Origin of the sequence: Streptomyces sp. ISL-98 (assembly GCF_018614055.1) — a bacterium.
In the GTDB taxonomy this organism is placed as follows: Bacteria; Actinomycetota; Actinomycetes; order Streptomycetales; family Streptomycetaceae; genus Streptomyces; species Streptomyces spiramyceticus.
Genome location: NZ_JAGGPB010000052.1, coordinates 26,091 through 38,681 on the forward strand (window position 1 = coordinate 26,091; position 12,591 = coordinate 38,681).

Below are 12,591 nucleotides of genomic sequence, written 5' to 3' on the forward strand. Positions count from 1 at the left end.
CGAGTCGGGACGACAGGATTTGAACCTGCGACCCCTTGACCCCCAGTCAAGTGCGCTACCAAGCTGCGCCACGTCCCGATGCCCGCCTGACCTGGGGTTTCCCCTGGCTCAGCGCGCAACAGAACAATACCTCACTCGTGGCCCGGTCCTGACGGTTCGTACCGGCTGCGGCGACAATGGGCAGGTGAACGAGACGGAGCAGCAGAGCAGCAGGGACCGTGACCCCGAGGGGCGGGCGCGCAGCGCCCGACCGCGCGACGGGCTCGGCAGGCCGCTGCCGTACGGAGCGCCGGGGGTGGAACGGCAGCCGGAGGGTGTGGTGCGTACCGGCGATGAAACCGTCCGCGAGGCGCAGCGGCTGCTCGACGCCGGTATGCCGTTCCATGCGCACGAGGTCTTCGAGGACGCGTGGAAGTCCGGGCCCGAGACGGAGCGTGCCCTGTGGCGCGGCCTCGCCCAGCTCGCCGTGGGCATCACTCATGCGGCCCGGGGCAACCGGGACGGCGGTGCGAGGCTGCTCAGGCGCGGGGCCGCGGGGATCGCGGAGTACGGAGCGGAGTACAGCGAGGCTCGTCCGTACGGCATCGGCGTCGCGGAGCTCGGCGTCTGGGCGGGGGAGCTCGCGGGCCGGGTCGAACGGGAAACGGAGCCGGTCGAGGCCGCCGCGGTCGCTCCCCGGCTGCGCCCCTGACCGCCAGGCGGCCACGCGGCGGACTCCACACGGCAGACGCCCCACGGCAGACGCCACGCAGCACACGCCATGCGGCAGACTCTGCGCGGTGAGAAAGATTCTTGTCATAGGCATCGGCGCGGGCGACCCGGACCATCTGACGATCCAGGCCGTCAAAGCCCTCAACGCGGTGGACGTCTTCTTCCTCCTCGACAAGGGCGAGGAGAAGTCGGACCTGATCCGGCTGCGGCACGAAATCCTCGACCGGCACATCGCGGACGGCCGGGCGTACCGCCTGGTGGAGGGGCGCGATCCGGACCGCGACCGCAAGGCCGGGGGCGCCGCCTACTCCCCCGCGGTCGGCGACTGGCGCAGTCGGCGGGCCGACATCTTCGAGCGGATGATCACCGACGAGCTGGGCGAGGACCAGACCGGCGCATTCCTGGTGTGGGGCGATCCGGCGCTGTACGACAGCACGCTCGGCATCCTGGAGGAGATCCTGGAGCGGGGCGCCGTGGCCTTCGACCACGAGGTGGTGCCCGGCGTCAGCAGTGTCTCCGCGCTGGTCGCGCGGCACCGCACCGGGCTGAACCGGGTCGCGAAGCCCGTGCAGATCACGACGGGGCGGCGACTGGCCGAAGGCTGGCCGGAGGGCGCCGACGACGTGGTGGTGATGCTCGACGCGCACCAGGTGTTTCAGACGTACGCCGACGTGGACCCGTACATCTACTGGGGGGCCTACATCGGGACCGCGGACGAGATCCTCGTTTCCGGCAGGCTCTCCGAGGTCTCGGACCGGATCCTGGAGGTGCGGGCCGAGGCCCGTGCCCGCAAGGGCTGGATCATGGACACGTATCTGCTGCGCCGCGACTGAGACACCCGAGCCCGGCCAGTTCGGCCAGCGCCCCGGCCACGTCGGGGAGGCTGTGCACCCCCGGCGGCGGGGGCGGGCGGCGTACGACGACGACCGGCAGGCCCAGGTCGCGGGCGGCGGTGAGCTTCGCGGCGGTGGCGGGGCCGCCACTGTCCTTGGTGACGAGGACGTCGACTGCGTGCGTAAGGAGCAGGTCTTTCTCTCCGTCGAGCGTGTACGGGCCTCGGTCCAGCAGGATCTCGCTGTTGCGGGGCAGCGGCGGCTCGGGCGGCTCCACGGACCGTACGAGGAAGTGCAGCTCGTCCAGGGCGACGAAGGCGGCCAGGCCGAGCCTCCCAGTGGTGAGGAAGACCCGTCGGCCGAGCGCGGGCAGCCGCGCCGCCGCGTCGGCCAGGTCGTCGGCCATGTGCCAGCGGTCGCCGGGTCCCGGCTCCCAGCCGGGGCGGCGGAGCGCGATCAGGGGGGTGCCCGAGGCGGCCGCCGCCTCCACCGCGTTTGCGCTGATGGCAGCCGCGAAGGGGTGGGTGGCGTCGACCACGGCGGTCACTCCGTGAGTGCGCAACCAGACGGCCATCGCTTCCGCGCCGCCGAATCCTCCGGTTCGCACTTCACCTTCAGGCATCCTTGGTTGTGACACCCGGCCGGCGAGCGAGGTTGTGACCCGCAGGCCGGGGCGCGGGGCCAGTGTTTGTGCAAGCTTCCTGGCCTCCGTCGTACCGCCGAGTATCAGTACATGCCCGCTACCGGTGATCATGCGGCCACGCTACCCGAGGCTCCCGACAGGGCCGTTTCGGAAAAGTGGCTCAGGTCACTCCATTCAAGGCGTAACGAAATGGCGCGAGCGTGCGATGAACCCACAGGTGTCGTCGCGCTGCCCATACGTCATGCGACCTCGCCTCGTCATCATTTTTGCTACGAGAGGCTCCTCGTGTCGGTCAGTCCGTCCCGCCCGTTCCCACAGGAGATTGCGGAATCCCCTTCTCTGGTCGCGCTCATTGAGCGCGGTAAGGAGCAGGGTCACATCAACGGCGACGACGTACGCCACGCCTTCGAGGCAGACAGCATCCCCGCGGACCAGCTGAAGCGGGTTCTGCGCAGCCTCAACCAGGTCCTCGACGAAGAGGGCGTCACGCTGATGGTGACGGCGCCCAAGGCTCCTGCCAAGGCCCCGGTCAAGCGTGCGCGCAAGACCGTCGCCCGGGACGAGGAGAAGCGTCCGGTCAAGAAGACCGCTGTAAAGAAGACCGTCAAGAAGACCGCTTCGGCGGCGTCGCAGGCGGCTCCCGCGTCAATATCGGTAATGGACGACGCGGGCGAGGCCCCGGCTCCGGCGAAGCGCGCGGCGAAGAAGACGGCCGCGAAGAAGACCGCAGCCAAGAAGGGCGCCGCGGCCACCGAGGAGCCGCAGCCCGACGCGTGGGCCGACGAATCCGGATCGGACGACGCCGACGAGAAGCCGGCGAAGCAGCCGCAGCAGGGTGACGGCTACGTCCTGTCCGACGAGGACGAGGACGACGCACCCGCGCAGCAGGTCATGGTCGCCGGTGCCACGGCCGACCCGGTCAAGGACTACCTGAAGCTGATCGGCAAGGTGCCGCTGCTCAACGCCGAGCAGGAGGTCGAGCTCGCCAAGCGCATCGAGGCGGGTCTCTTCTCCGAGCACAAGCTGGAGGACGAGGACGAGCAGGACGCCGTCTTCCGCCGCGAGCTGGAGATCCTCGTCGAGGACGGCCGCCGTGCCAAGAACCACCTCCTGGAGGCCAACCTCCGACTCGTGGTCTCGCTGGCCAAGCGCTACACCGGCCGCGGCATGCTCTTCCTGGACCTCATCCAGGAGGGCAATGTCGGTCTGATCCGCGCGGTCGAGAAGTTCGACTACACCAAGGGCTTCAAGTTCTCGACGTACGCCACCTGGTGGATCCGTCAGGCGATCACCCGCGCGATGGCCGACCAGGCCCGCACCATCCGTATCCCGGTGCACATGGTCGAGGTCATCAACAAGCTCGCCCGCGTGCAGCGCCAGATGCTCCAGGACCTGGGCCGCGAGCCCACCCCGGAGGAGCTGGCCAAGGAACTCGACATGACCCCCGAGAAGGTCATCGAGGTCCAGAAGTACGGCCGCGAGCCCATCTCGCTGCACACGCCGCTGGGTGAGGAGGGCGACAGCGAGTTCGGTGACCTCATCGAGGACTCCGAGGCGGTCGTCCCGGCCGACGCGGTCTCCTTCACCTTCCTGCAGGAGCAGCTGCACTCGGTGCTGGACACCCTGTCCGAGCGCGAGGCGGGTGTCGTCTCGATGCGCTTCGGTCTGGCCGACGGTCAGCCGAAGACGCTGGACGAGATCGGCAAGGTCTACGGCGTGACGCGTGAGCGCATCCGTCAGATCGAGTCGAAGACGATGTCGAAGCTGCGTCACCCGTCGCGCTCGCAGGTCCTGCGCGACTACCTCGACTAAGAAGTCCCGGACCCGGCCAAGGGGTCCTGGGTACCAACTCCGGCGCCTCGGGCTTGTCAGCCTGCCCGAGGCGCCGAGTCGCGTTTCCGCCCGATTGCTCTTCGCTGTCCCGTTACGGGATCAGGAACGCGTCCGCTCCCACCGCCGCGGCCAGGCCCGCCACCAGCAGCCAGGACCCGAGTCGCGTCCGCCCGCGACGGCTGAGCTCGATGACCACTCCGCAGAGGATCAGGGCCAGCCCGTAGACCCCGACCACCAGAACCGACGACCGGCTCGCCAGCCGCACCACCAGCACCACCGCCACCGCCACCATCAGGACCGACGCCGCGGCGATCCGCATGCGCCTGGCCTGACGTGGCGTCAGTCCGGGCTGTGCGGGTATGGAGTCGTCCACGGTCTGTTCCTGGTCAGCTGAGGTCATGATCCCGGATCGTAATCGCTCGTACGAGCGGCCGTTCAGCCACCCCGCAACCCGTCCGGTCGCCGCCGCACAGTCGTGCGATAGGTTTTGCCTCTCTTTTGACCACGATCAATTTCACGCGCGGAGACTGAACCTCAATGGAAGACATCGTCAACGGACTTGGCCGCTCCGCCGCCTACGGTGCGCTGGGCGTGGTGCTGCTGACCCTCGGCATATTTCTGGTGGACGCCCTGACCCCGGGCAAGCTCGGCCGCCAGATCTGGCAGGAGCGCAACCGTAACGCCGCCCTGCTGCTCAGCTCGGCACTGCTGGGCATCGGCGGAATCGTCTTCACGTCGATCTGGACGACGTACAACGACTTCGGCAAGGGCCTCGCATCCACGGCCGCCTTCGGCGTTCTCGGCCTCGTAATGATGGCCGTGGCGTTCCTGGTGGTCGACCTCGTCACGCCGGGGAAGCTGGGCGAGACGCTGGTCCAGAGCGAGCCGCACCCGGCGGTGTGGGTGACCGCGTCCTGCAACGTCGCGGTGGCCGCGATCGTCTCGGCATCCATCGCCTGACCCACCACCCGACTCCCGCCGGTCCGCCGACCTAGCGGGCCGGAGAGCACCGCACAAGGCCGCCCCTTAAGCCATGGGGGCGGCCTTTGGCGTACACGGGGCCTATACGTCACCCGTTCGGTTACTCCTCGCGCACAGTCGTGAGCCCAGTGTGCAAAATTGGCGAGTCTAAACCCCGCGCCAGGGCGCACGCAGAGGGTTGCTGAATATGCCGCCGCGCTGATCCGATCTGGCTAAGCTCGGTCGAAGCGCGCCGAGTTGCTATGAAATCACGCACTTGTTCCCAAGTGTCTTGATGGTTCGAATACATCCCCGCATCGACCGGCAGAGGTTTACATGGTTCGTGTTGAATCGCCTCCAACTGACCGAGAATCCTCCTTCGTTCGCGCGCTTGTGCCGCCCATCCTCCTCATGGCCGCGGCAACTGCCGCCGCCCTGGCGGTCGTGGCGGAGTCCGCCCGTATACCGGTCGCCCTGTTCGGCGCGGTCGCGACCGTCGTCATCACGCTGTTCGCAGCCGAAGTGGCCCGCCGCGGGCGGGCGATGAGAGCCCTGCGCGTGGAGTACGGGCAGCGCCTGGCCCATCTCGAAGCGCGCGTCGCCGGGCACGACCAGGAGACCCTGCGCGTCAGCAAGCAGCTGCTGCCCGCCGCCATCCACCGCCTCCGGCAGGGCGAGTCGCCCGCCGAGGTGATCCGGGTGGTGGTGGACGGGGACGCGGCGTACCGCGATCTCCGCGACCCGCAGCGCAATCTGCTCCGCTCCCTCCTTGAGATCATCGACGACGAGGAAGCGATGCGCGAGTCCGCGCAGCGCGCCTTCGTCAACATCGCCCGCCGCGTGCAGGCCATCGTCCACCAGCAGTCCAGTGAACTGCGGATGATGGAGGAGGACCACGGGCGCAACCCCGAGGTCTTCGACGACCTGCTGCGCATCGACCACGGCACCTCGCTGATCGGCCGGCTCGCCGACTCCATCGCCGTACTCGGCGGCGCGCGCCCGGGACGCCAATGGCCCAAGCCCGTACCGCTGTTCAGCGTGCTGCGCGGGGCGATGTCCCGGATCCTGGAGTACCAGCGGGTCGATCTGCACTCGATCGCCAAGATCGCCATCCTCGGTACGTCCGTCGAGCCGCTGATCCACGCCTGCGCCGAACTCCTCGACAACGCCACCCGCTACTCACCTCCGCAGACCCGGGTGCACGTGACCGCGGTGGAGGTGCAGACCGGCATCGCCATCGAGATCGAGGACGGCGGCGTCAGCCTCAGCGAGGAGGCCCGCAGGCGGGCCGAGAACATGCTGGCCCAGGCACAGGCGGGCATCGACCTCAACGACCTCGGTGAGACGCCAAGGCTCGGCCTGGCCGTCGTCGGCCGACTCTGCCAGATGTACAACATGCAGATCTCGCTGCGGCAGTCGGCGTACGGCGGCGTACGCGCCGTGCTGATCGTGCCGCGCGAGATGATCACCACCGGCCCTGCCCCCGGTCTCGCCCACGGCATCGGCGCCTCCGCGGTCCCCCGGCAGAACCCTGGCGGGCTGCCGGACCCCGCGACGCTGCGTGTTCCCGGGCGCAAGCCCCGGCCGGAGGGCGAGCCGCGACGGCCCGCGCCCGCACCGGCGGCGCCGGCGGTACACAGGCCACCGGTGGCCAGGCGGGAGGACGACGTCCCCGTGGTGACCGAATGGACGGCCACTGGGCTTCCACAGCGCCGCAGCGGCTACCGCGCGCCGATCGGCACCTATGCGGTGCAGCCCCCCACCGACGAGCAGCCCGCCCGGCCGCAGAACGGCAACGGCACGGGCAAGGAGAAAGAGCCGGGCCTCTGGATCGAAGCGTTCACCAAGGCAATCAAGGGGACACCGGAGTCCCCGACCGGACCCGACGACGAACCTGACGATGTGTTGGACAAGGGAGATCTGAAGTGATCCAGCAGCGGGCGAATTTTGACTGGCTGCTCAAGGAGCTGGCCGACGGGGTACCGCAGATCCAGCAGATCGTGGTCCTGTCCGCGGACGGCCTGCGCATCGCCCGTCACGGCGGCGACCCGGACGTCGCCGACCGGCTCGCGGCGGCCTGTGCGGGGCTGCAGAGCCTGGCCTCGGCCGTTGCCGCCGAAATCCCGGACAGCGACGGCCAGATGCAGCTGGTCGTCCTCGAAGTCAGTGGTGGCTTCTTCTACTTGATGGCCGCAGGAGCCGGGGCGTATCTCGCGGTGCTTGCCAACGAGACGGTCGACGCCGGCCTGCTGGGGGCCCGGATGCGGGACCTGGTGATCCGGATCGGAGCCCATCTGACGAGTCCGCCGCGCCATGACGGGCGCACCGTATGACTTCGCCCCGACGAGAACGGCGACGACCAGGGACGGGTGACCCAGGACGCCTGTACGTGATCACCGGCGGCCCGGACGGCGCGGCACGGGCCGCCATCGATCTGGTCACCATGGTCGTCGCCCGCACCGCACCCACACCGACGGTCAAGCCCGAGCAGGCCGCAATTCTGCGGCTCTGCCGGGCGCCGTTGTCCGTCGCCGAGATCTCCGCGTACCTCAGCCTGCCGTTCAGCGTGGTGACCGTTCTACTGACCGATCTCCTCGCCACCGACCTGATCGAGTCGCGCGCGCCCATCGTCCGCGCCACCTTGCCCGACCGGTCCCTTCTCGAAGCGGTGATGCATGGACTTCAGAAACTCTGACACGATCGCAGGGCCCCGCAGCGAGGACATCCTGCCCTCGACGGCCACATCCGCGGTGAAGATCGTGATCGTGGGCGGGTTCGGCGTCGGCAAGACCACCATGGTGGGCTCGGTGAGCGAGATCCGTCCGCTGACCACCGAGGAGACCATGACCCAGGCCGGGGTCGGTGTCGACGACAACTCCGGTGTGGAGGGCAAGACCGCCACCACCGTGGCCATGGACTTCGGCAGGATCAGCCTCAGCAACGAGCTGGTCCTCTATCTCTTCGGTACGCCGGGCCAGGAGCGCTTCTGGTTCCTCTGGAACGGCCTCTTCGAGGGCGCCCTGGGCGCGGTCGTGCTGATCGACACCCGGCGTCTTGAAGTCAGCTTCGACGTGATCGGGCGGCTGGAGGAGCGCGGCGTGCCGTTCGTGGTCGCCATCAACACCTTCCCGGACGCGCCCCGGCATCCCGTTGAAGCGCTGCGGACCGCCCTGGATCTGCCCGAGCAGGTGCCGATAGTGGACTGCGACGCGCGCGGGCGCGGCTCCAGCCGCGACGTCCTCATGACGCTGATGCGGTACCTGCACTCCTTGGCCCTGCCGCGCGACTGACCTGTTTTCCCGTACCCATCAGCCCCTTTCAGCCCCCAGCCCTATCAGCCTGATCCTGGAGTGACCGGTGACAACTCCTTTCCACGACCTGCCCGGAGCGGACAACGGGCCGCTGCCGCCCCCGGGCTGCCCCGCCCACGGACTCACCAGTACGGGGCCCGGCGGGCTGCGCCGGCTGTACGGGCCTGAGCACGAGAACGACCCCATGGGCCTTTACGAGAAGCTCCGCGCCGAACACGGCCCGGTGGCACCGGTGCTGCTGGTCGGCGACGTACCGGCATGGCTGGTCCTCGGCCACAGCGAGAATCTGCACATGACGCGTACGCCGTCGCAGTTCTCCAGGGACGCGCGCCGCTGGCGTCTCGTGCACGACGGCACCGTGCCGCCCGACCATCCCCTCGCTCCGGTCTTCACCTGGCAGCCCATCTGCGTCTTCGCGGACGGAGCGGACCACGAGCGGCTGCGCGGCGCGGTCACCGACAGCATCGCGCGCATCGACCACCGCGGCGTACGCCGCTACATCAACCGCTACAGCAACAGGCTGGTGAACGACTTCTGCCAGGACGGCCACGCCGACCTGGTCAGCCAGTTCGCCGAGCATCTGCCGATGATGGCGCTGTGCCAGATCCTCGGCATGCCGGAGGAGTACAACGAGCGGATGGTGCAGGCCGCCCGGGACATGATCAAGGGCACCGCGACGGCGAACGCCAGCAACGCCTACATCATGGGCGTACTGAGCAGGCACGTGGCCCGGCGCCGGATGACGGCCGAGGAGGACTTCACCACCTGGCTCGTCGAACACCCGGCCGGCCTCACCGACGACGAGGTCAGCCAGCATCTGCGGCTGGTGCTCATCGCGGCGTACGAGACGACCGCCAACCTCATCGCCAACGTCGTGCGCATGGTGCTCACCGATCCGCGCTTCCGCGCCCAGCTCAGCGGCGGCCACATGACGCTTCCGGAGGCGGTCGAGCAGACGCTCTGGGACGAGCCGCCCTTCACGACGATTTTCGGCCGCTGGGCGGTCGGTGACACGGAGTTCGGCGGCCAGCAGATCAAGAAGGGCGACGCGCTCATCGTGGGGATCGCCGCGGCCAATGTCGACCCGGTCGTACGCCCTGATCCGCACGCCTCCATGCAGGGCAACCGTGCGCACCTCGCCTTCAGTGGCGGGCCGCACGAGTGCCCCGGCCAGGACATCGGGCGCGCGATCGCTGACACCGGCATCGATGCGTTGCTGATGCGCCTGCCGGACCTGCAGCTGTCGGTGGAAGAGGACCAGCTGCGCTGGAGCAGCGCTTTGATGTCCCGGCATCTGAACGAGCTCCCGGTGACGTTCGCCGCGCGCCCGCCGCAGGACGTCGCCGGTACGCCCATGTCTACGCCGAGCACGACACCGCGGCCCGACTGGCAGGTGGAAACGCCCCCCAGGGCGTCGGCGCCGCAGCCGCCGGCCGCAGCGTCTGTGCCGTTGCCCGCTCAGGTCGTTCCGTCGGCTCAGGCCGCGCCGGCAGCTCCGGTCGCTTCGCCGCCCGCGGGCGGGATCCCCGCGCAGCGCAGGCCCAAGGCGCCGAAGCGGATGTGGCAGGCGGTCACACGATGGTGGCGCGGGTACTGACCGCCAGCTGGTCCCACCACCAGGCGATCGTCGGGAGGGGAAGCGGTTCAAGGCCGTCGTCGGCCGGACGCTGCTTCCACCACCCCTCGGGCCTGGCCACCGAGTCGGTGGGCACGCAGTAGCGGGGGCAGACGGATGCCCAGTCGAGGTGGCCCCGGATGAACTGGCCCAGCCCCTGTACGTAACGGCGCAGTCCACCGCCCACGTCCTTCAGCACCTGGTCGCGCAGCCGGAGGAAGAGCACCATGACGCGGTCCCGCATCGCCACGGCTTCGTCGAGTGCGTGATGCGGATCGCAGTCGAGTTCCTGGCACAGGACGTCGACGAGATTAAGGTCGTCGCCGGCCCTCAGCAGCTCCTTGTTTCGGGAGTAGAGGTCGTTGTCCCAGCTGACGAGCGTCCAGGTGATCTCGGTGAGGGCACGCACCCGCGGGTCCTCGAGATCGTTGTCGGGGACGGAGTATCCGGCGACAATTTCGATCATGGCGGTGGACGGGGCCATGCCTATGGCCCTCATCCACAGCGTCACGTAGTCGTTCAGCGAGGGCAGTCCCGGGCTGCGGCGCCAAGCCGCTTCCCACACCAGCCCCGAGGTATAGACGCGCATCGCATCGGTCCAGCGGCGGATCTGCTGCCGGGACGCGTACCGCTCCAACTCCAGCCGGAGTGCGCGCAGTGCCGCCGTGTGCGGCGATTCGTTCGGCGAGTGGGCGGCGGGGGTCTCGATCGCCCGCATCATGCGTGCCGTCTCCTGGGCCAGGGAGTCGGCGGTGACGTAGGCCTCGTCGCAAACGCCGTCGTCGAGCGAGAAGAGTACGGCATGGAATTTGGCCATCAGCGTGAGCGGTTCGAGCTGCCCGTAGGGCATGGTCGAGGCGGTGAGACCGCCGAAGTCACAGAGGGCTAGGCGCCTCCGTTGCTGATCGTCGGTGTCGAGGCTCTGCTGGAGCATCCACCGCACCGTCATGTCGTTCAGTGCCTGGGCGGACGGGTGTACCACGGACGGGACCGGGCAGTAGAAGGGCACTGCCGGTAATTGCAGACCCAGTCGACTTGGTGAGACTACGGTCATGATCGGCCTCCTCTTGGGTGCCCCGCATGCGCTGGGGCGTATATGCCCATGTCCGATCGTCAATAACAATGCAACTGGCCGTTGCCTGAAACAAGTTGATCGATTAATGGCCGGACTCGTTACACCCCACAGGGCATCGGACATACGCCCGAACATGGTGCACCTGTGCGTATGGGGGCAGTCAACGGTTATGTGAGATGACTGATGCATCAGTCATCTCCTCAATGCACCGGTAAGCCCTTGAACTACAGGCGGTCACGCCAACCTGACGTTGTGTTCACCTCAACGTGCGGGTACGGTGGCCGACCATGCGACAGGAACCCGCAAACCGAGTCGGAGACTCCAGCGGCCAAGTCGCCGAGCGAGTACGTCAGATGATCGGCACCGCCGGTGTCAGCCAGCGCGAGTTTGCCAGACGCATCGTCATGGACCCGTCGAAGCTGTCGCGTTCACTGAGCGGCGCCCGCCGTTTCACGGTGGCCGAGCTCGCCCGTATCGCCGACATCACCGATGTGGATGCGGGATGGCTGCTCGGATCGAGTACGGACACCGCCCCCAAATCCTCTGCTTTACGGCGCCACCGCGCCCCTGCCGTCCCCGCGCCCGAGGGCGGCAGGCCGTTGCAGATCGTGCGGGAGGCGGTGCGCCTGATCGCGGAGCGCGGTTTCCATGCCGTACGGGTCGCCGACATCGCCGAGGCCTGCGCGACCAGCACCGCCGCCATCCACTACCACTTCCCGGGCCGCGACGAGCTGCTGGAAGCGGCCGTGCGCTGGTGCATGGAAGAGGACAACGCCCGCCGGGCCGCCCTCACCGCCGAATCGGGTGACGCGGCGGACGAACTGCGCCGGCTGATCGAGCTGCGGACGCCGTACACCCAGCAGCAGCGGTGGCAGTGGAGCGTATGGCTCGACCTCTGGGCGGAGGCGGCCCGCTCCACCGCCGTCGGGCGGCTGTACGTCGCGTACTACCGCCAGTGGCGCGCGACGGTCGCCGACGTTGTACGGCGCGGCATCGCCCAGGGGGTCTTCCGCCCCACGGAACCGGCCGCCGCCGCGCTGCAGTTGACCGCGCTGATCGACGGGCTCGCCACGCAGGTGCTCGCCGCCGCACCGGCCGCGGAAGCCGGAACCGGGGGCGGCCCCGGCCCCGGTCCCGGCCCCGAGGACATGCAGGCCGCACTGCTGGCGCATGTCGACGCCACGCTGTCCATCGGCACTCGCCGCACCTGAACTCCGTCGGCGGCCTTGCGGGCGGCGCGCTTACTGCCCCTGGTAGGGAGGCTGCTGGGCGTACGGGTTGGGGTTGGGGTTGTACGGGGGCTGGTTCGGCGGAGCCGGAGGGTACGTCTGGCCCGGGGGCGTCTGGTACTGCTGGGGTTGGTACGGGTAACCCCCGGGGACGGGTGCTACGCCGGCGCCGTTACGGTTGCGTCGGCTCAGGATCACCGCGATGACGATAACGAGGACCACTACGCCTACGAGGCCCGCACCTATGAGGATCAGCATTCCCATTGGGCTGTTTCCATCCTGAAGCTGCTGGTAAGAGGGGCTGGTGTGATGCCGGTCCAGGGTACGTGATTCACCTGCCTGCCCGGCGCCGGGACAACAACGCAGAAAAGCCCCGCACCA

General features: G+C 68.8%; 14 protein-coding genes and 1 tRNA gene. 10 read left to right on the forward strand and 5 right to left on the reverse strand.

What is annotated here, in order from left to right:
* Window positions 1–4: 4 nt before the first annotated feature.
* Window positions 5–78 (reverse strand) — tRNA-Pro (locus J7I98_RS30970).
* A gap of 106 nt (window positions 79–184) precedes the next feature.
* Between J7I98_RS30970 and J7I98_RS41560 the strand changes: the two genes are divergently transcribed.
* Together J7I98_RS41560 and cobF are read left to right on the forward strand one after the other, a co-directional pair.
* The gene (locus J7I98_RS41560; protein ID WP_214928360.1) at window positions 185–691 is read left to right on the forward strand and encodes a DUF309 domain-containing protein; all 507 of its coding nucleotides are present in this window, start codon (window positions 185–187) and stop codon (window positions 689–691) included.
* A gap of 88 nt (window positions 692–779) precedes the next feature.
* Complete coding sequence (cobF, locus tag J7I98_RS30980) at window positions 780–1,544, forward strand: precorrin-6A synthase (deacetylating) (protein WP_214928361.1); 765 nt, start codon at window positions 780–782, stop codon at window positions 1,542–1,544.
* Here the strand turns inward: cobF and J7I98_RS30985 are convergent.
* A complete protein-coding gene (locus J7I98_RS30985; RefSeq protein ID WP_214928362.1) occupies window positions 1,513–2,298 on the reverse strand; it encodes a cobalt-precorrin-6A reductase in 786 nt (261 codons plus the stop codon). The two genes, cobF and J7I98_RS30985, sit on opposite strands and share 32 nt — an antisense overlap.
* 174 nt (window positions 2,299–2,472) lie before the next feature.
* Here J7I98_RS30985 and J7I98_RS30990 point away from each other — a divergent pair, with 174 nt between their 5' ends.
* Window positions 2,473–3,999 (forward strand): RNA polymerase sigma factor, encoded by a 1,527-nt coding sequence (locus tag J7I98_RS30990; RefSeq protein ID WP_308378005.1) that lies wholly within the window; start codon window positions 2,473–2,475, stop codon window positions 3,997–3,999.
* A 112-nt stretch (window positions 4,000–4,111) separates the two neighbouring features.
* On the opposite strand, the gene J7I98_RS30995 is transcribed toward J7I98_RS30990, so the two are convergent.
* Entirely contained in the window at window positions 4,112–4,420 is a 309-nt protein-coding gene (locus J7I98_RS30995) for a hypothetical protein (RefSeq protein WP_214928364.1), read from the reverse strand.
* 137 nt (window positions 4,421–4,557) lie between these two features.
* Between J7I98_RS30995 and J7I98_RS31000 the strand changes: the two genes are divergently transcribed.
* From J7I98_RS31000 to J7I98_RS31025, 6 genes are all read left to right on the forward strand, one after another.
* The gene (locus J7I98_RS31000; protein ID WP_214928365.1) at window positions 4,558–4,980 is read left to right on the forward strand and encodes a DUF350 domain-containing protein; all 423 of its coding nucleotides are present in this window, start codon (window positions 4,558–4,560) and stop codon (window positions 4,978–4,980) included.
* A gap of 336 nt (window positions 4,981–5,316) precedes the next feature.
* Window positions 5,317–6,909 (forward strand): sensor histidine kinase KdpD, encoded by a 1,593-nt coding sequence (locus tag J7I98_RS31005; RefSeq protein ID WP_214928366.1) that lies wholly within the window; start codon window positions 5,317–5,319, stop codon window positions 6,907–6,909.
* Window positions 6,906–7,313, forward strand: coding sequence for a roadblock/LC7 domain-containing protein (locus tag J7I98_RS31010; protein ID WP_214928367.1), 408 nt, complete (start codon window positions 6,906–6,908; stop codon window positions 7,311–7,313). Before J7I98_RS31005 ends, J7I98_RS31010 begins: the two co-directional genes overlap by 4 nt.
* On the forward strand, window positions 7,310–7,675 hold the full coding sequence (locus J7I98_RS31015) for a DUF742 domain-containing protein (RefSeq protein ID WP_214928368.1): 366 nt from the start codon (window positions 7,310–7,312) through the stop codon (window positions 7,673–7,675). The genes J7I98_RS31010 and J7I98_RS31015 overlap by 4 nt, the downstream gene beginning before the upstream one ends.
* Window positions 7,656–8,270 carry an ATP/GTP-binding protein gene (locus J7I98_RS31020; RefSeq protein WP_214928369.1) on the forward strand — a complete coding sequence of 205 codons (615 nt, stop codon included), beginning with the start codon at window positions 7,656–7,658 and terminating at the stop codon, window positions 8,268–8,270. The genes J7I98_RS31015 and J7I98_RS31020 overlap by 20 nt, the downstream gene beginning before the upstream one ends.
* Before the next feature lie 67 nt (window positions 8,271–8,337).
* The gene (locus J7I98_RS31025; protein WP_214928370.1) at window positions 8,338–9,888 is read left to right on the forward strand and encodes a cytochrome P450; all 1,551 of its coding nucleotides are present in this window, start codon (window positions 8,338–8,340) and stop codon (window positions 9,886–9,888) included.
* Here the strand turns inward: J7I98_RS31025 and J7I98_RS31030 are convergent.
* Entirely contained in the window at window positions 9,863–10,840 is a 978-nt protein-coding gene (locus tag J7I98_RS31030; protein ID WP_214928371.1) for a terpene synthase family protein, read from the reverse strand. The genes J7I98_RS31025 and J7I98_RS31030 overlap by 26 nt on opposite strands.
* Before the next feature lie 428 nt (window positions 10,841–11,268).
* Here J7I98_RS31030 and J7I98_RS31035 point away from each other — a divergent pair, with 428 nt between their 5' ends.
* Window positions 11,269–12,192: a TetR/AcrR family transcriptional regulator gene (locus J7I98_RS31035; RefSeq protein WP_214928372.1), complete on the forward strand. Its 924-nt coding sequence runs from the start codon at window positions 11,269–11,271 to the stop codon at window positions 12,190–12,192.
* Between the two features lie 30 nt (window positions 12,193–12,222).
* On the opposite strand, the gene J7I98_RS31040 is transcribed toward J7I98_RS31035, so the two are convergent.
* On the reverse strand, window positions 12,223–12,474 hold the full coding sequence (locus tag J7I98_RS31040; RefSeq protein WP_214928373.1) for a hypothetical protein: 252 nt from the start codon (window positions 12,472–12,474) through the stop codon (window positions 12,223–12,225).
* Between the last annotated feature and the right edge of the window lie 117 nt (window positions 12,475–12,591).